This window comes from Acidovorax sp. SUPP3334 (genome assembly GCF_030159055.1).
Taxonomy (GTDB): Bacteria; Pseudomonadota; Gammaproteobacteria; order Burkholderiales; family Burkholderiaceae_C; genus Paracidovorax.
On the sequence record NZ_BQXQ01000017.1, the window covers coordinates 85,715 to 110,850 of the forward strand.

Sequence of the window (25,136 nt, forward strand, 5' to 3'; positions counted from 1 at the left end):
GGGGATCGGGGGATCGAGGTGCTCTGGACGAAGGCGGTGGCCGAAGCAGCGCCGCGCCGGGTCAGACGCCCAGCAGTTCGTTGAGCACGGGCATCTTGGCCTGCAGCTCGGCAGCGCCGAACTGCTCGACGATGCGGCCGTGCTCCATCACGTAGAAGCGGTCGGCCAGGGGCGCGGCGAAGTGGAAGTTCTGCTCCACCATCACCACGGTGTAGCCCTTTTGGCGCAGCGTCGTGATCATGCGGGCCAGGGCCTGCACGATGACCGGCGCCAGGCCTTCGGAGATCTCGTCGAGCAGCAGCAGCTTGGCGCCCGTGCGCAGGATGCGCGCCACCGCCAGCATCTGCTGCTCGCCGCCCGACAGGCGCGTGCCCTGGCTGTGGCGGCGCTCGGCCAGGTTGGGGAACATGGCGTAGATCTCGTCCACCGACATGCCTTGCGTGCCCGTCTTGAGCACCGGGGGCAGCAGCAGATTTTCCTCGCACGACAGGCTGGAGAAAATGCCGCGCTCTTCGGGGCAATAGCCCACGCCCAGATGGGCGATGCGGTGCGTGGGCATGTTGATGGTTTCCGTGCCGTGGATGCTCACCGATCCCTTGCGGGCGCCCGTCAGCCCCATCACGGCGCGCATGGTGGACGTGCGGCCCGCGCCGTTGCGGCCCAGCAGCGTGACCACTTCACCCGGCTGCACCGTCATGTCCACGCCGTGCAGCACGTGCGATTCGCCGTACCACGCCTGCAGGCCGCGGATCTCGAGGGCCGGCGCGGTCATGCGTGGGCCCCTTGCAGCTGGCCATCGGTGGTGCCCATGTAGGCCTCCATCACCTGCGGATTGCGGGAAACCTCTTCATACGGCCCCTCGGCCAGCACCGCGCCGCGCTGCAGCACCGTGATGCGGTCCGCGATGGTCGAGATCACCTTCATGTTGTGCTCGACCATGAGAATGGTGCGGCCGGCCGATACCTTTTTGATGAGCTGCGTCACGCGGTCCACGTCTTCGTGGCCCATGCCCTGCGTGGGTTCGTCCAGCAGCATCAGTTCGGGCTCCATCGCCAGCGTGGTGGCGATTTCCAGCGCACGTTTGCGGCCATAGGGCAGATTGACGGTGGTCTCGTCGGCCAGGTCCTGCAGGCCGACTTCGGCCAGCAACTCCATGGCCCGCTGATCGAGCTGCTGCAGGCTGCGTTCGCTGCGCCAGAAGTGGAACGCGGTGCCCAGCTTGCGCTGCAGGCCGATGCGCACGTTCTCCAGCAGCGTGAGGTGCGGGAACACCGCCGAGATCTGGAACGAGCGAATCACGCCGCGCCGCGCGATCAGCGCAGGCCGCTCCCGCGTGATGTCTTCGCCATTGAACCGGATCACGCCGGAGGTGGGCTCCAGGAACTTGGTCAGCAGGTTGAAGCAGGTGGTCTTGCCAGCGCCATTGGGGCCGATCAGCGCATGGATGGAGCCCCGGTGGACGGCGAGATTGACATCGCTGACCGCAGTGAAGCCTCTGAACTCCTTGGTCAGGCTGTGGGTTTCGAGAATGACGTCGCTCATTGCGCCTTGGCCGCTCCGTGGTGGTGCTTTGGTGCCGGACAGGGCGCTTCGCCCGTGAGAGCGAGGCATCCTGGCCTGCGTTAGGTTGCACCGCATCCTAAGGCGCGCCCCTGCTGCGCAGATACTGGGACAAATGCCTATGTATAAACGCCTACCCGGCCGGCGGTCCGCGCCGCCCCCCGGGCGCTTCCGACGCGGACCGGGGGCAGGTATTGCCCCCACACATGGCTTTGGATGAAAACCGCTCCATGCCCTAGATCCGATTGCACTGATAGCTATCAAATAAATAGCAAACCTGTTTTGTGACAGGCTTCCCGGCAGGGCGCGTACCGATCCGGGCGCCGACTCCTACACTGCCACCATGCCCTCCTCCCCCACCCCCGGCGCGCCGCGCTCGCTCGGCGGCCTGCTGCCCTTTCTTCGTCCCTATGCCGGGCGCATTGCGCTCGCGCTGGTTTTTCTGGTGCTGGCGGCGCTGGCCACGCTGGCATTTCCGCTGGCGCTGCGCGAACTCATCGATGGCGGGCTGGTCGGTGCCACGCGCGGCGAACAGGCCATGCAGCTGCGCGAGCATTTCGGATTGCTGTTCGCCGTGGCCGTGGCGCTGGGCCTGTTCTCGGCCGCGCGTTTTTACACCGTGAGCTGGCTGGGCGAGCGCGTGACGGCCGACCTGCGCAACGCCGTCTATGCCCATGTGCTGGAGCAAAGCCCGCAGTTCTATGAAACCACGCAGACGGGCGAAGTGCTGTCGCGACTGACGGTGGACACGACGCTCGTTCAGACGGTGGTCGGGTCGTCGCTGTCCATGGGCCTGCGCAACGCGGTGATGGGCATCGGTGCGTTGGGGATGCTGGTGTGGACCAATCCGTACATCATGTCGGTGGTGTTCGCGGCCATCGTCGTCGTGGTGCTGCCCACGCTGTGGATCGGCCGCTGGGTGCGCCGCCTCTCGCGTGCCAGCCAGGACCGGGTGGCGGATTCGAGCGCGATCGCGGCCGAGGTGCTCAACGCCGTGCCCGCCGTGCAAAGCTACACGGCCGAGTCGCGCGAAGCACAGCGCTTTCAGGCATCGACCGAGAACGCGTTCCAGACCGCCGTGCGCCGCAGCCGGGCGCGGGCGGCGCTGGTGGCGTTCATCGTCATCGCCAACGCGGCGCTGCTGCTGTGGGGGCTGTACCGCGGCACGCAAGCCGTGCTGGCCGGCGAAATGTCGGCCGGCCATCTGGGGCAGACGGTGATCTACGTGATGTTCCTCGCAGGCGCCGTGGCCGTGCTGGGCGAGGTGTACGGTGACCTGCTGCGCGCGGCGGGTGCCACCGAGCGGCTGATGGAACTGCTGGCCAGCCGCTCGCCCATCGCCAGCCCTGCACAGCCCGTCGCGCTGCCGGGCACCGGCGGCGGCCTGCGCGTGGACTTCGACCGGGTCGCGTTTCACTATCCCTCGCGCCCGCAGGCGCCGGCCCTGCGGGGTTTCGATCTGCACCTGTCGGCCGGTGAAACCGTGGCGCTGGTGGGTGCCAGCGGTGCCGGCAAGACCACCGTGTTTCAACTGCTGCAGCGCTTTTATGACGTCGATGCCGCAGCGGGCGGCGCCATTGCGCTGAACGGCGTGGACATTCGCCAGCTGTCGCTCGCCGACCTTCGGGCGCACGTGGGCATCGTGCCGCAAGACGCGGTGATCTTCTCGGCCTCGGCCCTGGAGAACATCCGCTACGGCCGCCCGGGCGCGACCGAACAGGAAGTGCAGGAAGCGGCGCGTGCAGCCTTTGCACACGATTTCGTCATGGCCTTGCCCGAAGGCTATGGCACGTTTCTCGGGGAGCGCGGCGTGCGGCTTTCGGGCGGGCAGCGCCAGCGAATCGCCATCGCACGTGCGCTGCTCAAGAACCCGCCACTGCTGCTGGACGAAGCCACCAGCGCGCTCGACGCCGAGAGCGAACGCATGGTGCAGGCCGCCCTGGATGCTGCCATCCAACGCCACAGCGGGCAGCGCACCACGCTCGTGATCGCCCACCGGCTGGCCACCGTTCAAAATGCCGACCGCATCGTGGTGATGGACCAGGGACAGATCGTGGAAGAAGGCCGCCATGCGGAACTGGTGCGGCAAGGCGGCGTGTACGCCCGACTGGCGGCGCTGCAGTTCACCACGTGAACCACACGGGCCACGGGCCATTGACCCTCGGAATCCAGTGACGTGAGACGGAACGGGATAGAGGATTGAAGAGACGCCGGGACAGCGCCCCCACCCCCCACCCCCCACCCCCCACCCCCCTCGCCCTACTGCAGCGTTTCCTTGGCGGCGTCCGGCAGCAGCAGCGGCATCACGGCAATGCCCTCTTCCAGCAGCTGCGCGGCTTCCTGCGGACTGGCCTGCCCCCGAATGCCTCGCTCCTGCGTCTCGCCGTAGTGCATGCGGCGCGCCTCGTCTGCAAAACGCGGGCCGACATCTTCGGTGTGCGCGACGATGTGCCGGGCCACCCGCAACCATGCGGCGTGCAGAGCGGCGTCATTCGGGGCCGGAGGCGTCGGCGGATTCGGTAGGGACACGGTCACCGCGCCGCCAGTGGGCCGAGCGGCGGCATCCGGCGGAGAAGCGCCCAGGTTCAGGCGAGGTGCGCTCAAGCCCTTGCGGATTTCTCCGCTGCCGCACAGCGGGCACTGCACGAGATCGCGGGCCAACTGGCTTTGGAAATCGGCTTCCGACCCGAACCAGCCTTCGAACACATGGCCTTGTGCGCAATGGAGATCGAGCACCTTCATGAAAGCACCAGATAAACGCCCACAGCGCGGCCCTCAGGCCTTGCGCCGCAGCAGGTAGCGGTAGATGAAGCCGGGAAACGCCAGCGTGATGAACAAGGTGGCGGTGATCGCATAAAACTCCCACTGCTGGGGAGCGATCTGCCCGACACGGCGCTCCAGCAGCAGCGCCACGCCACCCACCACGAAGTACAGCACCACCATTTCGGCAAGCCGGACTGCCATGGGTTTGGCGGGCACGGCCCTGGGCCCGACCACCAACCATCGCTGGCTCAGAAAAGGCAGGTTGGCGCCCAGAGCGGCCAACACGATCACCAGCCAGATGGATGCAGTGGCGGACACGTCGTGAAGAACCGCTGGCGTAAAAGCGCAGGCGCGCTCAGGTGGCCAGTGCGCGAACGACCGCGTCGGCGCACAACGCCATCAGGCCGCCCGGCAGCAAGCCCAGCACCAGGATCAACGCGCCGTTGAGCGTGAGCACCATGCGCACGTCCAGCGGTGCCGACACGTTCACGGCCGTGAGCGGCGCGTCGAAATACATCACCTTCACTACACGCAGGTAGTAGAAGGCGCCGATCAGAGACATCAGCACGGCGAACACGGCGAGTGCGATGTACGGCGTCTGGCCGGAAGCCACCAGCGCCTGCAGCACCGACAGCTTGGCGTAGAAGCCCACCAGGGGAGGCAGACCGGCCAGCGAGAACAGGCACACCGCCATCACGCCGGCATACAGCGGGCTGCGCTGATTGAGGCCTGCCAGATCGGAGATCTCTTCGCTTTCGAAGCCTTCACGGGCCAGCAGCAGAATCACGCCGAAGCTGGCCAGCGTGGTCAGCACATAGCTCACCACATAGAACATGGAAGAGCTGTAGGCATTCTCGACCGCGTTGGCATCCACGTTGCCGTTGACCACGCCCGACAGCAGGCCGAGCAGCACGAAGCCCATCTGCGAAATGGTGGAGTAGGCCAGCATGCGCTTGAGGTTGGTCTGCGCGATGGCCGCCAGATTACCGACCAGCAGCGACCCGATGGCCAGCACCGCAAGCATCTGCTGCCAGTCGATCGCCAGCGGGAGCAACCCGTCCACCAGCAGGCGGATGGTGATCGCGAACGCGGCCAGCTTGGGCGCGCCGCCGATGATCAGCGTGACGGCCGTTGGAGCACCCTGGTACACGTCGGGAATCCACATGTGGAATGGCACCACACCCAGCTTGAACGCGAGGCCGGCCACTACGAACACCAGGCCGAACACCAGCACCTGATGGCGGATCTGGCCCGAATTGACGGCCTTGAACACCTGGCCGATGTCGAGCGAGCCGGTCGCACCGTAGAGCATCGACAGCCCATACAGCAGGAAACCGCTGGCCATCGCCCCCAGCACGAAATACTTCATCGCGGCCTCGGTCGAGGTCGCATGGTCGCGGCGCAAGGCCACCAGGGCATAGCTCGACAGCGTGAGCAGTTCCAGCCCCAGGTAGATCACGAGGAAGTTGTTGCCCGAGATCATGATGAAGATGCCCAGCAGAGCGAACATCGACAGCGTGAAGAATTCGCCGCCGCGCAGCATGCCGCGGTCGCCCGCATACGGACGGCCGTACACCAGCGTGACCATCATGGCGACGGTGGCGAAGCACTTGAGCCAGTTGCCCATGGCGTCGCTCACCACCATGTTGCCGAAGCCGTAGAACGTGTTGCCGGTGTTGGCATACAGGGCCTGAAGCACCGCCACCACGGTCAGGGTGAGCAAGGTGAGCACGTAGGTGCCCGTGCGCCGGGGGCTGGTCACGCCCAGGTCCACGAGCGCGATCACGCAGGCCATGACCAGGAGCACGATCTCCGGATACACCGCCAGCCAGCTGATGTTGTCAATCATCTCGAATCTCTCGTTTCAGTCTGGTCAGTTGAGCTTGGACAGCGCCACGTGCTTGAGCAGCTGCGCCACCGAGGCATCCATCACGTCGGTGAACGGACGTGGGTACAGGCCCATGTAGAGCACGGCGATGGCGAGCACGGCCATCACCAGGAACTCGCGGGCACCGATGTCCTTGAGATCCCTCACGTTGTCGTTGGCGACGGGGCCGAGGTACACGCGCTTGTACATCCACAGCGTGTAGGCCGCGCCGAAGATCAGCGCAGTGGCTGCGGCCAGGCCGATCCAGAAGTTGGCCTTGACCGCGCCCAGGATCACCATCCACTCGCCCACGAACCCGGCGGTGCCCGGCAGGCCGCAGTTGGCCATGGCGAACAGCAGCGCGAAGGCCGCGAACTTCGGCATGGTATTGACCACCCCTCCGTAGGCCGCGATTTCACGGGAATGCACGCGGTCGTACAGCACGCCGATGGACAGGAACATCGCGCCCGAAACGAAGCCGTGCGCAATCATCTGTACGAGGCCGCCCGACACGCCCAGGTCGTTGAAGATGAAAAAGCCCAGCGTAACGAAGCCCATGTGCGCCACGGACGAATACGCCACCAGCTTTTTCATGTCCTTTTGCACCATGGCCACCAGGCCCACGTAGATCACGGCCACGAGCGACAGCGCGATCATCAGCCACGCCCACTCCCGAGCGGCGTCAGGCGCGATGGGCATGGAAAAGCGCAGGAAGCCATAGGCGCCCAGCTTCAGCATGATGGCGGCCAGCACGGCGGAGCCGCCTGTAGGCGCCTCCACGTGCACGTCGGGCAGCCAGGTGTGCACCGGCCACATCGGCACCTTCACCGCGAACGCGGCGAAGAAGGCGAAGAACAGCAGGGTCTGCGCACGGGCCGACAGCGGCAGTTGGTGCCAGGTGGCGATGTCGAAGCTGCCGCCGGACTGGTTGTACAAATAGATCAGCGCGATCAGCATCAAGAGCGAGCCGAGCAGCGTGTACAGGAAGAACTTGAATGCCGCGTAGATCTTTTTCGGCCCGCCCCAGATGCCGATGATCAGGTACATCGGGATCAGCGTGGCTTCGAAGAAAACGTAGAACAGCAAGCCGTCGAGCGCGCTGAACACGCCGATCATCAACCCCGAGAGGATCAGGAAGGCGCCCATGTACTGGTTCACGCGCTCGGTGATCGACTCCCACGACGCGATCACCACGATCACCGTGATGAACGCCGTCAGCGGCACGAACCAGAACGAGATGCCGTCCACCCCCAGGTGATAGTGCACGTTGAAACGTTCGATCCATTGCGCTTTCTCGACGAACTGCGCAGCAGCCGAGGTGGCCTCGAAGCCGCCGTACAACGGCAGCGTGACGGCCAGGCCCACCAGCGAACCGATGAGGGCCAACCAGCGCACGGCACGGGCGTGCTCGTCGCGGCCGAAGGCCAGCAGCAGGGCACCGAATGCGATCGGAACCCAGATGGCAAGACTCAACAAACCCATTTTTCTTTTCCCTCTACTTGTTGAGCCACACGAAGTACGTCATGAGCGCGAAGATGCCCAGGATCATGACCAGCGCGTAGTGGTAGATGTAACCCGACTGGAACCAGCGCACCACCCCGGCGATACGGCCCACCAGCTTCCAGGAACCATTGACCAGAGCGCCGTCGATCACGGCCTGGTCGCCGCCCTTCCACAGGCCCATGCCCAGGGCGCGCGCACCGCGAGCGATGATGTTTTCGTTGATCCAGTCGAGGTAGTACTTGTTTTCGAACAGCACGTAGATCGGATGGAAGATGCGCTTGATCGCCGTCGGCAGGGCCGGGTTGACCATGTACATGTAGTAGGACGCCGCCACGCCCGCCAGGGCCAGCCAGAACGGTGCGGTCTGCAGGCCGTGCAGCGCCATGCCCACGGGACCGTGGAAGATTTCCGCCAGCTCCGCCATCGCGGGGTGCTTGGCGGCGTCGACGAAGATCACGTTCTTGAAGAAGTCGCCGAACAGCATGGGCTGGATGAACAGGAAACCGATCACCACGGACGGAATGGCCAGCAGGATCAGGGGCACGGTCACCACCCAGGGCGACTCGTGGGGCTTCGCATCATGGCCATGGCCGTGGTGGTCGTCATGGGCATGGTGGTCATCGTGGTGCGCATCCGGATTCTGGTCGTAGCGCTCCTTGCCATGAAAGACCAGGAAATACATGCGGAACGAGTAGAAAGCGGTAACGAACACGCCCGCAAGCACGGCAAAGTGGGCGAAGCCAGCGGCCGGCAGCGTGCTGGCATGCACGGCTTCGATGATGCTGTCCTTGGAGTAGAACCCCGAGAACAGCGGCGTGCCGATCAGCGCCAGCGAACCCAGCAGAGACGTGATCCAGGTGATGGGCATGTACTTGCGCACGGCACCCATCCAGCGGATGTCCTGGTTGTGGTGCATGCCCATGATGACCGAGCCGGCGCCGAGGAACAGCAATGCCTTGAAGAACGCGTGCGTCATCAAATGGAACACCGCCACCGAATAGGCGGAAGCACCGAGCGCCACCGTCATGTAGCCCAGTTGCGACAGCGTCGAATAGGCCACCACTCGCTTGATGTCGTTCTGGATGATGCCCAGAAAGCCCATGAACAGCGCAGTGATCGCACCGATCACGAGGATGAAGTTGAGCGCGGTGTCCGACAGTTCGAACAGCGGAGACATGCGCGACACCATGAAGATGCCGGCCGTCACCATGGTGGCGGCGTGGATCAGCGCGGAGATGGGCGTGGGGCCCTCCATCGAGTCCGGCAGCCAGACGTGCAGCGGAAACTGCGCGCTCTTGCCCATCGCGCCGATGAACAGGCAGATGCAGATGACGGTGATCAGCATCCAGTCAGTGCCAGGGAACGACAGTGCGCCCAGCTCGCCGGCCTTGCCGAAGATTTCGCCATAGTTCAGCGTGTTGGTGTACGCGGCGATCAAGCCAATGCCGAGAATGAAACCGAAGTCGCCCACGCGGTTGACCAGGAACGCCTTCATGTTGGCGAAAATGGCCGTCGGCTTGTTGAACCAGAAGCCGATCAACAGGTACGACACCAGGCCCACCGCTTCCCAGCCGAAGAACAACTGCAGCAGGTTGTTGCTCATGACGAGCATGAGCATCGAGAACGTGAACAGCGAGATGTAGGCGAAGAAACGGTTGTAGCCGTCGTCTTCTTCCATGTAGCCGATGGTGTAGATGTGCACCATCAGCGACACGAAGGTCACCACGCACATCATCATGGCGGTAAGGCTGTCCACGAGGAAGCCGACTTCCATCTTGAGGCCGCCGACGACCATCCAGGTGTAGAGCGTTTCGTTGAAGCGTGCGCCGTCCATCGCCACGCTCTTGAGCGTCATGGCCGAAAGCACGAAGGCCACCATGACACCGAGAATGGTCAGCGTGTGGCTCAGCCGCCGGCCGATTCGGTTGCCGCCGAAGGCCGTGCCGAAAATACCCGCCAGGGCGGAACCCACCAGCGGCGCCATGGGCACCGCCAGCAGTGTCGAAGCAGAAAGGGTTTGGCTCATTCTTGAGGACCTTGCAAGTACCGTCGACTCAACCCTTGAGGGTGTTGAGATCTTCCGCGTTGATGCTGGACTTGTTGCGGAACAGCAGCACCAGGATCGCGAGGCCGATGGCCGACTCCGCCGCAGCGACCGTCAGGATGAAGAACACGAACACCTGCCCGTGCATGTCGCCCAGGTAGTGCGAGAACGCGACGAAATTCATGTTCACCGCGAGCAGCATCAACTCGATCGCCATCAGCAGCACGATCAGGTTCTTGCGGTTCAGAAAGATGCCGATCACCGCGAGTGCGAAGAGCATCGCACCCAGCGACAAAAAATGGCCCAGGGTCAATGTCATGCCTTCTTCTCCTCGGCTGCGGGCGATGCTGCCACTTCTTCTGCTGGCTTTTGCGTCACGGCCACCTTCACCAGCTCCACACGGTCGCTGGCGCGCACACGGATCTGCTCGGACGGATTGATCGCCTTGCTGTCCTTGCGCTGGCGCAGGGTCAGCGCGATCGCTGCAATCATGGCGACCAGCAGAATGACGGCCGCGATTTCCACCGGGTAGAGGTATTCGGTATAGAGCAGCTTGCCCAGCGCCTTGGTGTTCGAATAGGGAACCACGTTGCCGGCTGCATCGACCACCGCAGCGATTGCCTTGGGTTCGTCCATGCCGCGAAAACCGCCCATCAGCACTGCTGCCATTTCCAGCGTGATCAGTGCGCCGATGAAAGCCGCCAACGGGAAATGGCGCCAAAAGCCCCGCCGGATGGTGTCGATGTGAATGTCCAGCATCATCACCACGAAAAGGAAGAGCACCATCACCGCACCGAGGTACACCAGCACCAGGGCGATCGCAAGGAATTCGGCCTTCAGCAGCAGCCACACGGCCGCTGCCTGTGAAAACGCAAGGATGAGATACAGCACCGCATGCACAGGGTTGCGCGCGGTGATCACTCGGAAGGCTGCAAACAGCAGCACGACCGAGAACAGATAGAAGAAACCAGTCTTGGCGTCCATGAATCGGGTCTTTTTAGAGGTTCAGGAGCCGCCTTCAGCGGTACTTGGCGTCGGCCGCCTTGGCTGCGGCAATCTCGGCCTCGTAGCGATCCCCGACCGCCAGGAGCATGTCCTTGGTGAAGTACAAGTCGCCGCGCTTTTCGCCGTGGTATTCCAGGATCTGCGTCTCGACGATGGAATCCACCGGGCAGCTTTCTTCACAGAAGCCGCAGAAGATGCACTTGGTCAGGTCGATGTCATAACGGGTGGTACGGCGGGAGCCGTCCGCACGGACGTCGGATTCGATCGTGATGGCCAAGGCAGGGCACACGGCTTCGCACAGCTTGCACGCGATGCAGCGCTCTTCCCCGTTGTCGTAACGGCGCAGGGCATGCAATCCGCGGAAACGCGGCGACAAGGGCGTCTTCTCTTCGGGAAACTGCACGGTCACCTTGCGGCGAAACGCATAGCGGCCCGTGAGGGCCATGCCCTTGACCAGCTCCACCAACATGAAGCTCTTGAAAAAATCCTTGATCGAAAAGGATGCAGTAGCAGCAACAGCAGTCATCAGTGTCCCCGCTCAATTCCAGATGTTCCAGGGCGAGTGCAACCACGCGCCCACGATAAGCAGCCACACGAGGGTGACCGGAATGAAGATCTTCCAACCCAGGCGCATGATCTGGTCATAGCGAAAGCGAGGGAATGTCGCGCGGATCCAGATGAACATGGACACCACGAGGAAAGTCTTGAGGCCCAGCCAGATCCATCCGGGGATGAAGTCCAGTGCCGAGACAGGCGACAGCCAGCCGCCCAGGAACATGATGACGGCCAGAATCGATACGAGCCACATGCTGGCGTACTCGGCCAGGAAGAAGATCGCGAAGCCCATGCCCGAATACTCGACCATGTGGCCGGCAACGATCTCGGCCTCGCCTTCGACCACGTCGAAGGGGTGGCGGTTGGTTTCAGCCACGCCAGAGATCAGGTACACGATGAAGATCGGCAGCAGCGGCAACCAGTTCCAGGACAGGAACCCCAGCCCCTTGGCAGCGGCCATGCCAGCGCCCTGCCCCAGCACGATCTCGGTCAGGTTCATGCTGCCCGACACCATGATGATCACGAGGAAGCAAAAACCCATCGCGATTTCATAGCTCACCATCTGGGCCGAGGCGCGCAGCGCGCCCAGGAACGCGTACTTGGAGTTGGATGCCCAGCCGGCAATGATCACGCCATAGACCTCGATCGAGGTGATGGCCATCACGAGCAGCAAGCCTGCATTCACGTTGGCCAGCGCGACATCGGGGCCGAAAGGAATCACCACCCATGCGGCCAGCGCCGGCATGATGGCCATCACCGGACCAAGCACGAACAGGCCCTTGCTGGCAGCAGCGGGTTGAATGATTTCCTTGGTCAACAGCTTGAGACCGTCGGCCAGCGGTTGCAGCAGGCCGAAGGGGCCCACACGGTTGGGGCCATGCCGCACCTGCATGAAGCCGAGCAGCTTGCGCTCCCACAGCGTGAGGTAGGCGACGGCGCCCATCAGGGGCGCCACGATGGCAACGATCTTGATCAGGTTCCAGATCACGGGCCAGACCGCTGCCGTCCACCAGGACTGAGCGAACAGATGCAGGCCGCCGTTGTACAGCGCGTCGATCATGCGGCGACTCCTTCAGCGGCGCGGCGGGCGTCGGCCGTCAACTGCAGCGAGGGGGCACGGCGCACCAGGCCGTCCAGCTGATAGATGCTGGCCACGACTGGAGCAGCCACTGCGCCGGAAGACACGGCGATTTCGGCGCGCGTGGTATTCACGAGGCGATCGGCTGGCAGTTGCGCCAGCGGAGCCGACACCGTCGCACCGGTGGACTTTGCAAGCACATCCTGCGAGGTTTCGAAATCCAGGCCCTGCACACCCAGCAGATTGCCCAGGACGCGAAGCACCTTCCAGGCAGGACGGGCATCGGCCAGCGGCTTGACCACGGCGTGGAAGCTCTGCACACGGCCTTCGGCATTGACGAAGGTGCCCGAGGTTTCGGTGAACGGAGCGATGGGCAAAAGCACATCGCTGAACTCCATGTTGGCCTTGAAGGGGCTCAGCGTGACGACCATCTCGGCCTTCGACAGCGCGGAAGCCGCCTGCGCACCAGCAGCGGAGTCGTACACGGGTTCGGTATTCAGCAGCAGCACCGCCTTGAGGTCCCCCGCCAGCATCTGGCCTGCATTCAGGCCGCCTTGTACCGGTTGTGCCCCCACGAACTGCGCGCCCACGGTGTTGGCGGCTTCGGTCAGGTACCCCACCACGGCGCCCGTCTGGGCACCGATCCATTGCGCCAGCGCCAGCAAGCCGGAAGCCTGGGCATGGTGGGCGGCAGCATTGCCGAGCAGGATGGCTTTGCTCTCTCCAGAGGCGAGCGCACTGGCAACAGCGGCCGAAACATCGGTCACCTGGCCACTGGCCACGGGCGCAGCGACGCCACGGTCTTTCGCCACGGCGGCGGCCACATCGGCCAAGGCCGCAGCCCAATCTTGAGCGGGGGCCACGATGGATTGCGCCATCGGCATGGCCCAGTCGCTCGCCACCGCATTGATGGCGCTGACCGAGCAGCCCTTGCGTGCGGCCTGGCGAATGCGTTGCGCGAACAAAGGATGGTCTTTGCGCAGGTTGGAGCCCACGACCAGCACGGACTGCAAAGAGGACAACGAGGCGATGCTCGTACCCAGCCAATGAATTCCGTCGGTCTGGGTGAAATCTGCGTGGCGCAGGCGGTGGTCGATGTTGTCGCTGCCGAGGCCGCGCACCAGGGCACCAGCGAGGAACAACTCTTCCAGGGTGCTGTGCGGGCTCACCAAGGCACCGATTTGCTGGGCGCCATGGTCAGCACGAATGCTCTGCAGGCCGTTGGCCACGTATTCGAGGGCAGTCTGCCAGTCCACTTCCTTCCATTCGCCACCCTGCTTGAGCATGGGGCGCGTCAGGCGCTCCTCGCCATTCAAGGACTCGTAGGAGAAACGGTCGCGGTCGGCGATCCAGCACTCGTTGACGTCTTCGTTCTCGAAAGGAACGACACGCATCACCTTGTGGTTCTTCACCTGGACGATGAGGTTGGCCCCCGTGGAGTCGTGCGGACTGACCGACTTGCGACGGGACAATTCCCAGGTCCGCGCGCTGTAGCGGAATGGCTTGCTCGTCAGCGCCCCCACGGGGCAGATGTCGATCATGTTGCCCGACAGTTCGGAATCGATCGTGTCGCCCAGCACCGTGGTGATCTCGGAATGCTCACCGCGGTGGATCATGCCCAGTTCCATCACGCCGGCCACTTCCTGGCCGAAACGCACGCAGCGAGTGCAATGGATGCAGCGGGTCATCTCCTCCATGGAGATCAGCGGGCCCACGTCCTTGTGGAACACCACGCGCTTTTCTTCTTCATAGCGCGAAGAAGACCCGCCGTATCCCACAGCCAAGTCCTGCAGCTGGCATTCCCCACCCTGATCGCAGATCGGGCAGTCCAGCGGGTGATTGATGAGCAGAAACTCCATCACCGACTGCTGGGCCTTGATGGCCTTTTCGCTCTTGGTGCGAACGATCATGCCCTGCGTCACCGGCGTGGCGCATGCGGGCATCGGCTTGGGAGCCTTCTCCACGTCCACCAGGCACATGCGGCAGTTGGCAGCGATGGAGAGCTTCTTGTGATAGCAGAAATGGGGAATGTAGGTGCCCGCCTTCTCGGCTGCATGCATCACCATGCAGCCCTCGGCGACTTCTACCTTCTGCCCGTCCAGTTCGATTTCAACCATATGCGTTCTCGCGATCAGGCAGAGGCAGAAGCCTGAGGGGTCTTGTTGCGGATCAGCGCTTCGAATTCAGGGCGGAAGTGCTTGATCATGGCGCGTACCGGCATGGCAGCGGCGTCTCCCAGAGCGCAGATGGTGCGCCCCTGGATGTTGTCCGCCACCGAATTGAGAAGGTCCAGATCGCCTTCGCGTCCTTCGGCGTGCTGGATGCGGTCGATCACGCGCCACATCCAGCCAGTGCCTTCGCGGCATGGCGTGCACTGCCCGCACGATTCATGCGAATAGAAATAGGACAGGCGCAAAAGGCTTTCCACCATGCTGCGCGAATCGTCCATCACGATCACGGCCCCCGAGCCCAGCATGGAGCCGGCCTTGGCGATCGAGTCGTAGTCCATCGTGCATTCCATGATGACGGACGCCGGCAGTACCGGAGCCGACGAACCGCCCGGGATCACGGCCTTGAGTTGGCGGCCCTTGCGCACGCCGCCTGCCAGTTCCAGCAGCTTGGCGAAGGGGGTTCCCATGGGCACTTCGTAGTTGCCGGGCTTTTCCACGTCGCCGGACACCGAAAATATCTTGGTGCCGCCGTTGTTGGGCTTGCCGCAGGCGAGATAGGCTGCGCCGCCGTTGCGGATGATCCAAGGCACCGCAGCAAACGTCTCGGTGTTGTTGATGGTGGTGGGCTTGCCGTAGAGCCCGAAGCTCGCGGGGAATGGTGGCTTGAAGCGCGGCTGGCCCTTCTTGCCTTCCAGCGATTCCAGCAAGGCGGTTTCCTCGCCGCAGATGTAAGCGCCGAACCCATGGGCCGCGTGCAGCTGGAAGCTGAAGTTGCTGCCCAGGATCTTGTCACCCAGATAGCCTGCAGCGCGCGCTTCCTCGAGCGCTTCTTCGAAACGGTCGTAGGTCTGGAAGATTTCGCCGTGGATGTAGTTGTAGCCCACGGAAATGCCCATCGCGTAAGCCGCGATGATCATGCCTTCAATCACGATGTGCGGATTGAACTGCAGGATGTCACGGTCCTTGCAGGTCCCCGGCTCGCCCTCGTCGGAGTTGCAGACGAGGTATTTCTGACCCGGGAACGAGCGGGGCATGAAGCTCCACTTGAGGCCTGTCGGAAAGCCCGCGCCGCCGCGGCCACGCAGGCCAGATTCCTTGACGGTCGCAATGACCTGGTCCTGGGTAAGGCCCGCGCCTTCGCCCTGCTCCAGAATCTTACGCAACGCGGAATAGCCGCCGCGCGCTTCGTAGTCCTTGATGCTCCAGTTGGTACCGTCCAGGCCCGCATAAATTTGCGGATCGATGTGGCGGTCATGGAAGCAGGTTTGAACGCCCGTCGCCTGGAACTGGGACAGGATCTGTGTGGCGGTGGTCATGCTTGCCCTTCCGCCCGAGCCGTGGATGCCACGCCTTCGGCTTGCCGCAGGCCATCCACGAGCTGATCGAGCTTGTCGTTGTCCATGAAACTGCACATGGTGCGGTCATTGACCAGCATCACGGGCGCGTCAGCGCAAGCACCGAGGCATTCGCATTGCTGCAGCGTGAACAGGCCATCGACCGTGGTCTCGCCCATTGTCACACCCAGCTTCTTTTCCAGGTGGTGCAGAGCTTTTTGCCCGTCGCGCAACTGGCATGGCAGATTGGTGCAGACGTTGAGCTTGTACTTGCCCGTCGGCTGCTGGTTGTACATGTTGTAGAACGTGGTCACTTCGTGCACCGCGATCTGGGGCATGCCCAGGTAATCGGCAATCACGACCTCGCTCTCGGTACTGACCCAGCCCTGTTCCTGCTGCACGATGGCCAAGCAGGCCATCACTGCGGACTGCTTTTGCTCTGCGGGGTATTTCGCCACTTCCCGTGCAAAGCGCGCCAGCGTTGCCTCGGTGATGCGGGACGCGCCCGCACCCACGCTTTTCGTCTCGGTATTCATCGGTCAATCTCCCCGAACACGATATCCATCGTGCCAATGATGGCCACAGCGTCGGCGATCATGTGGCCGCGGGCCATTTCGTCCAAGGTGGCCAGATGGGCAAACCCAGGCGCCCGAATCTTGAGGCGGTAGGGCTTGTTGGCGCCATCGCTCACCAGATAAATGCCGAACTCGCCCTTCGGGTGTTCGACGGCTGCATAGGCCTCGCCTTCGGGCACGCGAAAGCCTTCGGTAAAGAGCTTGAAATGGTGGATCAACTCTTCCATGTTCGACTTCATGGATTCCCGCGAAGGTGGTGCCACCTTGTGGTTGTCCGTGATCACCGGCCCAGGATTGGCGCGCAGCCAGTCAACGCACTGCTTGATGATGCGATTGGACTGACGCATCTCCTGCACGCGGACGAGGTATCGGTCGTAGCAGTCGCCGGTCTTACCCACTGGCACATCGAAGTCCATGCGGTCGTACACGTCATAGGGCTGCGTCTTGCGCAAGTCCCAGGCAATGCCCGATCCGCGGATCATCGGGCCGGTCATGCCCAGGTTGAGTGCGCGTTCCGGCGTCACGACGCCGATGCCGACCGTGCGCTGCTTCCAGATGCGGTTGTCGGTGAGCAGCGTTTCGTATTCATCCACGCATTTCGGAAAGCGCTGCGTGAAATCGTCGATGAAGTCCAGCAACGAACCGCTGCGGTTCTGGTTCAAGGCAGCGATCGCCTTGGCATTGCGGATCTTGTTCACCTTGTACTGCGGCATCGAATCCGGCAAGTCGCGGTAAACGCCACCTGGACGGAAGTAGGCCGCATGCATGCGCGCGCCCGACACTGCTTCGTACATGTCGAACAGGTCTTCGCGCTCACGGAAGGTGTAGATCAGGATCGTGGAGCTACCACAATCGTTGCCGTGCGAGCCCAGCCACATGAGGTGGTTCAGCAGGCGCGTGATTTCGGAGAACATCACGCGGATGTACTGCGCACGCAAAGGCACGTCCAGGCCAAGCAGCTTTTCAATGGCCAGGCAATAGGCGTGCTCATTGCACATCATCGACACGTAATCCAGCCGATCCATATAGGGCAGCGACTGGATGTAGGTTTTGTGCTCGGCCAGCTTTTCGGTGGCGCGGTGCAGCAAGCCAATATGGGGGTCGGCACGTTGCACCACTTCGCCATCGAGCTCAAGCACAAGGCGCAGCACACCGTGCGCGGCAGGATGCTGAGGCCCGAAGTTCAGGGAATAGTTCTTGATTTCAGCCATGGTGAATCACTTGTTGGCGCAAACGCCTCAGTGCAGGCCTCCGTATTTTTCTTCGCGGATGATGCGGGGCGTGATCTCACGCGGCTCGATCGTCACAGGTTCGTAGATGACGCGGCGCTGCTCGGCGTCGTAGCGCATCTCCACATGTCCGGACAGCGGAAAATCCTTGCGGAAGGGATGCCCGATAAAACCGTAGTCGGTCAGAATGCGCCGCAGATCGCTGTGGCCGTCGAACACGATGCCATACAGGTCAAAGGCTTCACGCTCGTACCAGTTGGCAGAGTTCCAGAGGTCGGACACCGAAGGAACCACCGGGAAATCGTCATCGGGACAGAACACCTTGACGCGCACCCGCTGATTCATGCTGACCGACAGCAGATGCGAAACCACGCAATAGCGCGGACCTTCCACACCCACATCGCCATAAGACGAGTAGTCCACACCGCACAGATCCACCAATTGCTCGAAACGGCAACCGGGCGCATCGCGCAGCATTTGCATTGCAGCCAGGTAGTCAGACGAGGCCACCACCAAGGTGACTTCGCCCAGCGCCACGGAAATCTGGCGCACCTTGTCGCCGAGCGCAGCGGCAATCGCGTCCCGAAGTGCTTCGGGTCGAATAGCAAAGGCAGTCATCGTCAACCCTTCAGACGCGAGCGATGGTGTTGGTGCGGCGGATTTTCTGCTGCAGCTGGATGATGCCGTAGATCAGCGCTTCGGCCGTCGGGGGGCATCCAGGCACATACACATCCACGGGAACGATGCGGTCGCAGCCACGCACTACCGAATAGCTGTAGTGATAGTACCCACCACCGTTGGCGCAGGATCCCATGGAAAGCACCCAGCGCGGCTCCGACATCTGGTCGTACACCTTGCGCAAAGCCGGCGCCATCTTGTTGCACAGCGTGCCTGCCACGATCATCAGATCGGACTGGCGTGGACTGGCACGAAACACTTCTGCGCCAAAACGGCCGATGTCATATCTCGCCGCTGCGGCGTGCATCATCTCCACCGCGCAACAGGCCAGACCAAAAGTCATGGGCCAGAGCGAACCCGTCTTGGCCCAATTCACCACCGAGTCGTAACTGGTGGTGATGAAGCCTTCCTTCATCACGCCTTCAATCATCGTGTCATTCCTTATGAAGACCGGTCATTCCCAATCCAGGGCACCCTTTTTCCACTCATAGGCAAAGCCGACGACGAGGATGGCCAGAAAGATGACTACGGCAATGAAACCCGTCAATCCCACTTCGTGCAGCGAAACAGCCCACGGAAACAGGAAAGCGATTTCCAGATCAAAAAGAATGAAGAGGATGGCGACGAGGTAGTAACGCACGTCGAACTTCATGCGCGCGTCTTCGAAGGCCTCAAAGCCGCACTCGTAAGGGGAATTCTTTGCGGCATCCGGGCGATTCGGGCCGAGCACATAGCCCAACACCAGCGGTACGACGCCGACACCGATGCCGACCAGGATGAACAAAAGGACGGGGAGGTACTGATCGAGGTTCATCTGGAGGATGTGCTCACCGCTGAAGCGGCACCCAAACGCCCCAGGATAGGCGTGTTGGATGGGCTTTTTGTTTTGGTGCCGTCGGCGAGACTCGAACTCGCACAGCTTTCGCCACTACCCCCTCAAGATAGCGTGTCTACCAATTTCACCACGACGGCTGATTTATGCATCTGGATGGCATGAGGAACCCGCTTGGGGTTTTGGCTTTCCAGACAATCCGGGATTCTACTCCGGAAAAACCCTGCTCCGAAGAGCCGGGTCAAATTTTGCGCTTTTCTTCTTACTTGGTCGGAATCTGACCCGCGCCGGAGGCCGGCACCACTGGCGCGACAGGCACCTGCGAGGCCGCACCGGAAGCTGGCTGAGCCGGCGCCACTGCCGCCGGCGTTTCCAGCACGCTTCCAACGCCAGCAGGACGGACATTGCCGAAATAGGCCAGCGCCAGGGTCGCCACAAAAAATACGCCCGCCAAAACAGCCGTGGTGCGGGACAGAAAGTTGGCACTGCCGCTGGCACCGAACAGGCTGCCAGAGCTACCACTGCCAAACGCTGCACCCATATCGGCACCCTTGCCATGCTGAATCAGGATCAAGCCGATCATTCCCAATGCGGCCAGAATCTGGACCGCCAAAATCACGTTCACAAGCGCGTTCATTCTCGATTACTCCTAATTTGATAGCTAGATGCCGGCGTCTTTATTGCGCGGCAGCAATGATTTGCAAGAAGTCCTGGGCCTTGAGCGATGCCCCACCCACCAGGCCTCCGTCAATATCGGTTTGCGCCAGCAACTGGGCGGCATTGGCTGCATTCATGCTTCCGCCGTACAGCAAACGAATGCTCCTGGCCTGAGAACTCGCCGCCGCCAGTTGCGCGCGCAACACCGCGTGCATCTCCTGCGCTTGCTCAGGGGTCGCGGTACGGCCGGTTCCGATGGCCCACACAGGCTCATAAGCCACGATGATTTCGCTGATGCAATGACCGTTCGTATGGATCACAGCGGCCAGTTGCCGCTTGACGACCGTCTCGGTCTGCCCCGCCTCCCGCTCCGCCAAGGTTTCGCCGACACAGACGATGGGCGCGATGCCTGCGGCCAGCGCGCGCTGCGCCTTGGCCGCAACCATCTCGTCGGTTTCTCCATGGTATTGGCGCCGCTCGGAGTGCCCCACCAGCACGTACCGCACACCGAACTCCAGCAGCATGGCCGCCGAGGTCTCGCCCGTGTAAGCACCCGCCTCATGGACCGAAACATCCTGAGCAGCCACCGCCACGGCGGAGCCATCCACAAGCGCCTTCACCTGCGCCAGATAGGGCGCCGGCACAGCCACCGCCACGTCGCAACCGGGTTGCTCGATCCCTGCACGCAGTGCATTCAATAAAGCCTGATTGGCAGCCAAGCTGCCGTTCATCTTCCAATTACCGGCGATCAGTTTCTTTTTCATGCGGACCATGTCAAAACAATCTTTCCTGCGTGCTGACTGGACTCCATCAGGGCATGGGCTTTTGCAGCGTCCGCAGCTGGAAACGTGCTATGAACGACCGGTCGCACGTCGCCGGATGCCAGCAGCGGCCAGACCTTCTCACTCAAAGCACTGGCGATGGCGCCCTTGAACGCTACGGAGCGGGGACGAAGCGTGGAACCCGTCACCGTCAGGCGGCGGCGCAACACCAAGCCGGCATTCAACTCCGCCTTGATGCCGCCCTGAACCGCGATGATCACCAGCCGCCCGTCTTCGGCGAGGCATTCGATTTCGCGGGCCACGTAGTCGCCCGCCACCATATCGAGCACCACGTCCACACCCTTGCCGCCGGTGATGCGCTGCACCTCCGCGACGAAGTCCTGGGTTTTGTAGTTGATCGCGTGGTGGGCACCGATTTGCAAGCAAGCCGCGCACTTCTCGTCGCTGCCAGCCGTGACGATGACCTTTGCACCGAATGCACGGCCCAGCTGAATGGCCGTCACACCGATCCCACTGCTGCCACCTTGCACCAGCAGCGTTTCGCCTTCGGACAGATGCCCGCGGTCGAAGACGTTGCTCCACACGGTGAAGAACGTCTCCGGCAACGAAGCCGCTTCAACGTCGCTGAAGCCCTCCGGCACCGGCAGGCATTGAACAACCGGGGCCACGCAATACTCCGCGTAGCCGCCACCAGCGACCAGCGCACATACGCGGTCGCCGAGCCGCAAGCCCGCCTTGGCCATCTCTGCCTCGTCGCCGCCTTCGATCACGCCAGCCACCTCGAGTCCGGGCAATTCCGATGCTCCCGGCGGGGGCGCATAGTTGCCTTTTCGCTGAAGGACGTCCGGCCGATTGATCCCGCTGGCAGCGACCCGAATCAGCAACTCGCCCTGGACAGGTTTCGGGATCGAGCGTTCGCTCAACCGAAGAACTTCAGGGCCGCCAGGGCTCTCGATTTCCACCACACGCATAGCAGTCACCTTGCCAAAAGAGTTGAGATGAATACAGCGCCAGCGCAGACCAGGTCTGCGCCAGCCGCTCTCATATCAATAGCATTTGAGCTCAGGCGTCCATCTGACCCGACGATTCGCCGGACGTCAGGGATTGCTGCTGCTGTTGCTGGTCTGCGCCATCGCGACGCTCGCGGCGTTGTTCGCCACGGTCCGAACGCTCGCCGCGCTCGGCGGGTGCGGGACGGCCACCGCCGTCACCCATTGGGCGATCGGTCAGCGCCTTCATGGACAGCTTGACGCGGCCTTTTTCGTCCGTTTCGAGCACCTTGACCTTGACGATCTGTCCTTCGGTCAGATAGTCGGTCACTTTCTCGACACGCTCGTGCGCGATCTGGCTGATGTGCAGCAGGCCATCCTTGCCAGGCAGCAGATTGATCAGCGCGCCGAAGTCCAGAATCTTGACGATCGGGCCTTCGTAGATCTTGCCGATTTCGACCTCGGCAGTGATCTGTTCGATACGGCGCTTGGCTTCGTCCGCCTTCGCGCTGTCGGTGGACGCGATGGTGATGGTGCCGTCCTCGTCGATGTTGATTTGCGTGCCGGTTTCTTCCGTCAGCGCACGAATCACCGCACCACCCTTGCCGATCACGTCGCGGATTTTTTCGGGATTGATCTTCATCGTGAACAGCTTCGGCGCGAAGTTGCTCACCTCGGTCTTGGCTTCGCCCATGGCCTCTTGCATCTTGCCCAGGATGTGCAGACGCGCTTCCTTGGCCTGAGCCAATGCGACCTGCATGATTTCCTTGGTGATGCCCTGGATCTTGATGTCCATCTGCAGAGCGGTGATACCACCCGTGGTACCGGCCACCTTGAAGTCCATGTCGCCCAGATGATCTTCATCGCCCAGGATGTCGGTCAGGACGGCAAAGCGGTTGTCTTCCTTGATCAGGCCCATCGCTATACCGGCCACGTGGGCCTTCATCGGCACCCCAGCGTCCATCAGGGACAGGCAGCCGCCGCACACCGATGCCATCGACGAGGATCCGTTGGATTCCGTGATCTCGGACACGACACGCATCGTGTAGGGGAATTCTTCCTTCGTCGGCAGCACGGCGATCAGCGCCCGCTTGGCCAACCGGCCGTGGCCGATTTCGCGCCGCTTGGTCGAGCCCATGCGGCCCACTTCGCCAGTGGCGAAGGGAGGCATGTTGTAGTGCATCATGAAGCGGTCTTCATATTCACCTGCCAGTGCGTCGATGCGCTGAGCATCACGCTCGGTTCCCAGCGTGGCGATGACCAGTGCCTGCGTTTCACCACGCGTGAACAGCGCGGAGCCGTGGGTGCGGGGCAGCACGCTATTGCGGATCTCGATGGGGCGCACCGTGCGGGTATCGCGGCCGTCGATGCGGGGCTCGCCCGACAGAATCTGGCTGCGCACGATCTTGGCTTCGATGTCGAACAGCAGGCCTTCCACCTTGACCGCATCGAATTCGACGCCTTCCGCTTTCAATGCGGACAAGACCGATGCAGTCGCTTCGCGCAGTGCCTGGGTGCGGGCCTGCTTGCTGCGGATCTGATAAGCCGCACGGAGTTTTTCTTCTGCCAGGGCGTTGACCTTGCCGATGAAAGACTCGTCCTTGGCGGGAGGCTGCCAATCCCAGACGGCCTTGCCAGCGTCACGCACCAGTTCGTGGATCGCATTGATGGCCACGTTGCCTTGCTCATGGCCAAACACCACGGCACCCAGCATGATTTCTTCGGACAATTGCTGCGCTTCGGATTCGACCATCAGCACGGCAGCCTCGGTGCCAGCCACCACGAGATCCATCTGGGAATTCTTGCGCGCCGTCTGGCCGGGATTCAACACGTATTCGCCATTGATGTAGCCCACGCGGGCTGCACCGATCGGGCCATTGAACGGAATCCCGGAGATGGAAAGCGCGGCGCTCACAGCGATCATCGCCGCGATGTCTGCGTCCACTTCGGGGTTCAGCGACACGGTGTGAATGACCACGTGCACTTCGTTGAAGAAGCCTTCGGGAAAGAGGGGGCGGATCGGGCGATCGATCAGGCGGCTTGTGAGCGTCTCGTGTTCGCTGGGCTTGGCTTCGCGTTTGAAGAAGCTGCCGGGAATCTTGCCAGCGGCGTATGTCTTCTCGATGTAATCCACCGTCAGGGGGAAGAAGTCCTGACCAGGCTTGGCAGTCTTGGAACCCACCACCGTGGCCAGCACGACGGTGTCTTCGATGTTCACCAGCACCGCACCCGATGCCTGGCGGGCGATTTCGCCCGTTTCCATGACGACGGTCTTGTCGCCCCATTGGAAAGACTTGGTGACTTTGTTGAAAATGCTCATTTTTGCTCCATTTTTGATAGCTGAATACACAGCTTCAGCTAGGGAAGGAGTGCAATTCAGAACACGATGCCATTCCAATGATTCAGTCTTTTTTCACCTTGAAAGACAAGGCCATTGGAATGACACAGCTTCGATCTGTTTTGCGGCTCCGAAGTAAAAAACGCCTGAGCTAGCGTGCTAACCCAGGCGTTTTGGCATGCGAATGCGCTTACTTGCGCAGACCCAGCTTGGCGATCAAAGCCGTATAACGCTCAGCGTCCTTCGCCTTCAGGTAGTCCAGCAGCTTGCGGCGGCGACTCACCATGCGCAGAAGGCCACGGCGACCGTGGTGATCCTTGGCATGGGTCTTGAAGTGAGGAGTCAGTTCGTTGATGCGGGCGGTCAGCAGGGCCACTTGCACTTCCGGGCTACCGGTGTCATTGGCAGCACGGGCATTGGCCTTGACGACTTCGGCCTTGATAGAGGATGCGATCATTGGTTTTCCTTGAATTGCGGGGCCGGTGAGTACGGCATGAACAGCCGCACAGCCCCTGACTTACTTGCGCAAGCGGCTGGAATGGCCACGAGCGTGCGTCTTGCACCATGCAAAAACTCGTCGATTGTACCCCGAGCCATTTTTCAAGACGCCTCACCCCTCGAACCAGTCGATCAGGATCGTGCGACGCGAAGCACCATCGCAGCCATCCTTGCGCTTCATCGCCGAACGCGCTGCCAGGAGCCAAGCCCAAGCCGGCCTCCTGCACTAAACGCTTGGCGAGAGTCAGCGAGTCGCCCTGCCCCGACATGCGAAAGAATGCATACATCGCGCCTTTGGGTAGCCCAACCTCGACGCCTGGGAGCGACTGCAATAGAGGCACCAAGGTATCCCGGCATATTTGAAGATGGGAAACGACACGCGGAGTGATTTCCGATGAATGCCGTAACGCGGCGAGTCCCGCTCGCTGCGTGAAAACACTGGTGCACGAGGTATTGAATTCAATCAGCTTACCAATGTCATGGGTCAGATCGGCGGGCATGACCAGCCAACCCAACCACCACCCTGTCATGGGCTTTGTTGCACAAACCGCCCCCTTTGCGCTGGTAGCCTGCACGCATGAGTGAACCCGTGCAGCCAAAGACCCGCTACAAGACCACCAATTGGACTGAGTACAACGCAGCACTCAAAGCGCGTGGATCGCTCACGATCTGGCTGGA

Annotated in this window: 24 protein-coding genes, 1 tRNA gene and 2 pseudogenes; 2 read left to right on the top strand and 25 right to left on the bottom strand. The window is 62.2% G+C overall.

Features of this window, described 5'->3' with window-relative positions; genetic code table 11:
• Positions 1-61 precede the first annotated feature (61 nt).
• Positions 62-772: an ABC transporter ATP-binding protein gene (locus tag AVHM3334_RS11755; RefSeq protein WP_284412493.1), complete on the bottom strand. Its 711-nt coding sequence runs from the start codon at positions 770-772 to the stop codon at positions 62-64.
• Positions 769-1,542, bottom strand: coding sequence for an ABC transporter ATP-binding protein (locus tag AVHM3334_RS11760; protein WP_284412495.1), 774 nt, complete (start codon positions 1,540-1,542; stop codon positions 769-771). Before AVHM3334_RS11760 ends, AVHM3334_RS11755 begins: the two co-directional genes overlap by 4 nt.
• 361 nt (positions 1,543-1,903) lie before the next feature.
• Between AVHM3334_RS11760 and AVHM3334_RS11765 the strand changes: the two genes are divergently transcribed.
• Positions 1,904-3,694 carry an ABC transporter transmembrane domain-containing protein gene (locus tag AVHM3334_RS11765; RefSeq protein WP_284412496.1) on the top strand — a complete coding sequence of 597 codons (1,791 nt, stop codon included), beginning with the start codon at positions 1,904-1,906 and terminating at the stop codon, positions 3,692-3,694.
• A gap of 125 nt (positions 3,695-3,819) precedes the next feature.
• On the opposite strand, the gene AVHM3334_RS11770 is transcribed toward AVHM3334_RS11765, so the two are convergent.
• The 23 genes and pseudogenes from AVHM3334_RS11770 to AVHM3334_RS11880 form a co-directional block, all read right to left on the bottom strand.
• Positions 3,820-4,302: a DUF1178 family protein gene (locus tag AVHM3334_RS11770; protein WP_284412497.1), complete on the bottom strand. Its 483-nt coding sequence runs from the start codon at positions 4,300-4,302 to the stop codon at positions 3,820-3,822.
• A 33-nt stretch (positions 4,303-4,335) separates the two neighbouring features.
• Entirely contained in the window at positions 4,336-4,641 is a 306-nt protein-coding gene (locus tag AVHM3334_RS11775) for a DUF2818 family protein (protein WP_284412498.1), read from the bottom strand.
• A gap of 37 nt (positions 4,642-4,678) precedes the next feature.
• On the bottom strand, positions 4,679-6,172 hold the full coding sequence (nuoN, locus tag AVHM3334_RS11780) for an NADH-quinone oxidoreductase subunit NuoN (protein WP_284412500.1): 1,494 nt from the start codon (positions 6,170-6,172) through the stop codon (positions 4,679-4,681).
• Positions 6,173-6,196: 24 nt separating this feature from the next.
• Positions 6,197-7,672, bottom strand: coding sequence for an NADH-quinone oxidoreductase subunit M (locus tag AVHM3334_RS11785; protein WP_284412501.1), 1,476 nt, complete (start codon positions 7,670-7,672; stop codon positions 6,197-6,199).
• A gap of 13 nt (positions 7,673-7,685) precedes the next feature.
• The gene (gene nuoL, locus AVHM3334_RS11790) at positions 7,686-9,719 is read right to left on the bottom strand and encodes an NADH-quinone oxidoreductase subunit L (protein WP_284412502.1); all 2,034 of its coding nucleotides are present in this window, start codon (positions 9,717-9,719) and stop codon (positions 7,686-7,688) included.
• 28 nt (positions 9,720-9,747) lie between these two features.
• Complete coding sequence (nuoK, locus tag AVHM3334_RS11795) at positions 9,748-10,056, bottom strand: NADH-quinone oxidoreductase subunit NuoK (protein WP_005793248.1); 309 nt, start codon at positions 10,054-10,056, stop codon at positions 9,748-9,750.
• On the bottom strand, positions 10,053-10,721 hold the full coding sequence (locus AVHM3334_RS11800; protein ID WP_284412504.1) for an NADH-quinone oxidoreductase subunit J: 669 nt from the start codon (positions 10,719-10,721) through the stop codon (positions 10,053-10,055). The genes nuoK and AVHM3334_RS11800 overlap by 4 nt, the downstream gene beginning before the upstream one ends.
• A gap of 34 nt (positions 10,722-10,755) precedes the next feature.
• Entirely contained in the window at positions 10,756-11,268 is a 513-nt protein-coding gene (gene nuoI / locus AVHM3334_RS11805; protein WP_092744422.1) for an NADH-quinone oxidoreductase subunit NuoI, read from the bottom strand.
• A gap of 12 nt (positions 11,269-11,280) precedes the next feature.
• A complete protein-coding gene (gene nuoH, locus AVHM3334_RS11810) occupies positions 11,281-12,357 on the bottom strand; it encodes an NADH-quinone oxidoreductase subunit NuoH (RefSeq protein ID WP_284412506.1) in 1,077 nt (358 codons plus the stop codon).
• Positions 12,354-14,492: an NADH-quinone oxidoreductase subunit NuoG gene (gene nuoG, locus AVHM3334_RS11815; RefSeq protein ID WP_284412508.1), complete on the bottom strand. Its 2,139-nt coding sequence runs from the start codon at positions 14,490-14,492 to the stop codon at positions 12,354-12,356. Before nuoG ends, nuoH begins: the two co-directional genes overlap by 4 nt.
• 14 nt (positions 14,493-14,506) lie before the next feature.
• Positions 14,507-15,862, bottom strand: a complete 1,356-nt coding sequence (gene nuoF, locus AVHM3334_RS11820) for an NADH-quinone oxidoreductase subunit NuoF (protein WP_284412510.1) — start codon at positions 15,860-15,862, stop codon at positions 14,507-14,509.
• Positions 15,859-16,416, bottom strand: coding sequence for an NADH-quinone oxidoreductase subunit NuoE (gene nuoE / locus AVHM3334_RS11825; protein WP_284412511.1), 558 nt, complete (start codon positions 16,414-16,416; stop codon positions 15,859-15,861). Before nuoE ends, nuoF begins: the two co-directional genes overlap by 4 nt.
• Positions 16,413-17,666, bottom strand: coding sequence for an NADH-quinone oxidoreductase subunit D (locus AVHM3334_RS11830; RefSeq protein WP_284412513.1), 1,254 nt, complete (start codon positions 17,664-17,666; stop codon positions 16,413-16,415). Before AVHM3334_RS11830 ends, nuoE begins: the two co-directional genes overlap by 4 nt.
• 27 nt (positions 17,667-17,693) lie before the next feature.
• Entirely contained in the window at positions 17,694-18,302 is a 609-nt protein-coding gene (locus AVHM3334_RS11835) for an NADH-quinone oxidoreductase subunit C (RefSeq protein WP_284412515.1), read from the bottom strand.
• Between the two features lie 10 nt (positions 18,303-18,312).
• Positions 18,313-18,792 carry a NuoB/complex I 20 kDa subunit family protein gene (locus AVHM3334_RS11840; RefSeq protein WP_007849129.1) on the bottom strand — a complete coding sequence of 160 codons (480 nt, stop codon included), beginning with the start codon at positions 18,790-18,792 and terminating at the stop codon, positions 18,313-18,315.
• Between the two features lie 24 nt (positions 18,793-18,816).
• On the bottom strand, positions 18,817-19,176 hold the full coding sequence (locus AVHM3334_RS11845; RefSeq protein ID WP_092744429.1) for an NADH-quinone oxidoreductase subunit A: 360 nt from the start codon (positions 19,174-19,176) through the stop codon (positions 18,817-18,819).
• 73 nt (positions 19,177-19,249) lie between these two features.
• Positions 19,250-19,334: transfer RNA gene (locus tag AVHM3334_RS11850), tRNA-Leu, on the bottom strand.
• Positions 19,335-19,456: 122 nt separating this feature from the next.
• Complete coding sequence (gene secG, locus AVHM3334_RS11855; RefSeq protein WP_284412517.1) at positions 19,457-19,831, bottom strand: preprotein translocase subunit SecG; 375 nt, start codon at positions 19,829-19,831, stop codon at positions 19,457-19,459.
• Positions 19,832-19,871: 40 nt separating this feature from the next.
• Positions 19,872-20,615 (bottom strand): triose-phosphate isomerase, encoded by a 744-nt coding sequence (tpiA, locus tag AVHM3334_RS11860; protein ID WP_284412519.1) that lies wholly within the window; start codon positions 20,613-20,615, stop codon positions 19,872-19,874.
• Complete coding sequence (locus AVHM3334_RS11865; protein WP_284412521.1) at positions 20,612-21,604, bottom strand: NAD(P)H-quinone oxidoreductase; 993 nt, start codon at positions 21,602-21,604, stop codon at positions 20,612-20,614. Before AVHM3334_RS11865 ends, tpiA begins: the two co-directional genes overlap by 4 nt.
• 91 nt (positions 21,605-21,695) lie before the next feature.
• Entirely contained in the window at positions 21,696-23,942 is a 2,247-nt protein-coding gene (pnp, locus tag AVHM3334_RS11870) for a polyribonucleotide nucleotidyltransferase (RefSeq protein WP_284412523.1), read from the bottom strand.
• 208 nt (positions 23,943-24,150) lie between these two features.
• Positions 24,151-24,417: a 30S ribosomal protein S15 gene (gene rpsO, locus AVHM3334_RS11875; RefSeq protein WP_007849123.1), complete on the bottom strand. Its 267-nt coding sequence runs from the start codon at positions 24,415-24,417 to the stop codon at positions 24,151-24,153.
• 127 nt (positions 24,418-24,544) lie between these two features.
• Positions 24,545-24,988 (bottom strand): annotated as a pseudogene (locus tag AVHM3334_RS11880) (aminotransferase class I/II-fold pyridoxal phosphate-dependent enzyme); the annotation flags it as partial.
• 47 nt (positions 24,989-25,035) lie between these two features.
• Between AVHM3334_RS11880 and AVHM3334_RS11885 the strand changes: the two are divergent.
• Positions 25,036-25,136, top strand: a pseudogene (locus AVHM3334_RS11885) (IS5/IS1182 family transposase); the annotation flags it as partial.

What these genes read in the sequence shown, in the direction of transcription:
- AVHM3334_RS11785 (WP_284412501.1), bottom strand. Translation starts at nt 7,672, where the DNA reads ATGGGTTTGTTGAGTCTTGCCATCTGGGTTCCGATCGCATTCGGTGCC.
- AVHM3334_RS11835 (WP_284412515.1), bottom strand. Translation starts at nt 18,302, where the DNA reads ATGACTGCCTTTGCTATTCGACCCGAAGCACTTCGGGACGCGATTGCC.
- nuoI (WP_092744422.1), bottom strand. Translation starts at nt 11,268, where the DNA reads ATGACTGCTGTTGCTGCTACTGCATCCTTTTCGATCAAGGATTTTTTC.
- nuoF (WP_284412510.1), bottom strand. Translation starts at nt 15,862, where the DNA reads ATGACCACCGCCACACAGATCCTGTCCCAGTTCCAGGCGACGGGCGTT.
- nuoH (WP_284412506.1), bottom strand. Translation starts at nt 12,357, where the DNA reads ATGATCGACGCGCTGTACAACGGCGGCCTGCATCTGTTCGCTCAGTCC.
- AVHM3334_RS11840 (WP_007849129.1), bottom strand. Translation starts at nt 18,792, where the DNA reads ATGATTGAAGGCGTGATGAAGGAAGGCTTCATCACCACCAGTTACGAC.
- AVHM3334_RS11760 (WP_284412495.1), bottom strand. Translation starts at nt 1,542, where the DNA reads ATGAGCGACGTCATTCTCGAAACCCACAGCCTGACCAAGGAGTTCAGA.
- nuoG (WP_284412508.1), bottom strand. Translation starts at nt 14,492, where the DNA reads ATGGTTGAAATCGAACTGGACGGGCAGAAGGTAGAAGTCGCCGAGGGC.
- AVHM3334_RS11770 (WP_284412497.1), bottom strand. Translation starts at nt 4,302, where the DNA reads ATGAAGGTGCTCGATCTCCATTGCGCACAAGGCCATGTGTTCGAAGGC.
- nuoL (WP_284412502.1), bottom strand. Translation starts at nt 9,719, where the DNA reads ATGAGCCAAACCCTTTCTGCTTCGACACTGCTGGCGGTGCCCATGGCG.
- AVHM3334_RS11765 (WP_284412496.1), top strand. Translation starts at nt 1,904, where the DNA reads ATGCCCTCCTCCCCCACCCCCGGCGCGCCGCGCTCGCTCGGCGGCCTG.
- rpsO (WP_007849123.1), bottom strand. Translation starts at nt 24,417, where the DNA reads ATGATCGCATCCTCTATCAAGGCCGAAGTCGTCAAGGCCAATGCCCGT.
- AVHM3334_RS11865 (WP_284412521.1), bottom strand. Translation starts at nt 21,604, where the DNA reads ATGCGTGTGGTGGAAATCGAGAGCCCTGGCGGCCCTGAAGTTCTTCGG.
- AVHM3334_RS11830 (WP_284412513.1), bottom strand. Translation starts at nt 17,666, where the DNA reads ATGGCTGAAATCAAGAACTATTCCCTGAACTTCGGGCCTCAGCATCCT.
- AVHM3334_RS11845 (WP_092744429.1), bottom strand. Translation starts at nt 19,176, where the DNA reads ATGAACCTCGATCAGTACCTCCCCGTCCTTTTGTTCATCCTGGTCGGC.
- secG (WP_284412517.1), bottom strand. Translation starts at nt 19,831, where the DNA reads ATGAACGCGCTTGTGAACGTGATTTTGGCGGTCCAGATTCTGGCCGCA.
- nuoE (WP_284412511.1), bottom strand. Translation starts at nt 16,416, where the DNA reads ATGAATACCGAGACGAAAAGCGTGGGTGCGGGCGCGTCCCGCATCACC.
- nuoN (WP_284412500.1), bottom strand. Translation starts at nt 6,172, where the DNA reads ATGATTGACAACATCAGCTGGCTGGCGGTGTATCCGGAGATCGTGCTC.
- tpiA (WP_284412519.1), bottom strand. Translation starts at nt 20,615, where the DNA reads ATGAAAAAGAAACTGATCGCCGGTAATTGGAAGATGAACGGCAGCTTG.
- nuoK (WP_005793248.1), bottom strand. Translation starts at nt 10,056, where the DNA reads ATGACATTGACCCTGGGCCATTTTTTGTCGCTGGGTGCGATGCTCTTC.
- AVHM3334_RS11755 (WP_284412493.1), bottom strand. Translation starts at nt 772, where the DNA reads ATGACCGCGCCGGCCCTCGAGATCCGCGGCCTGCAGGCGTGGTACGGC.
- pnp (WP_284412523.1), bottom strand. Translation starts at nt 23,942, where the DNA reads ATGAGCATTTTCAACAAAGTCACCAAGTCTTTCCAATGGGGCGACAAG.
- AVHM3334_RS11800 (WP_284412504.1), bottom strand. Translation starts at nt 10,721, where the DNA reads ATGGACGCCAAGACTGGTTTCTTCTATCTGTTCTCGGTCGTGCTGCTG.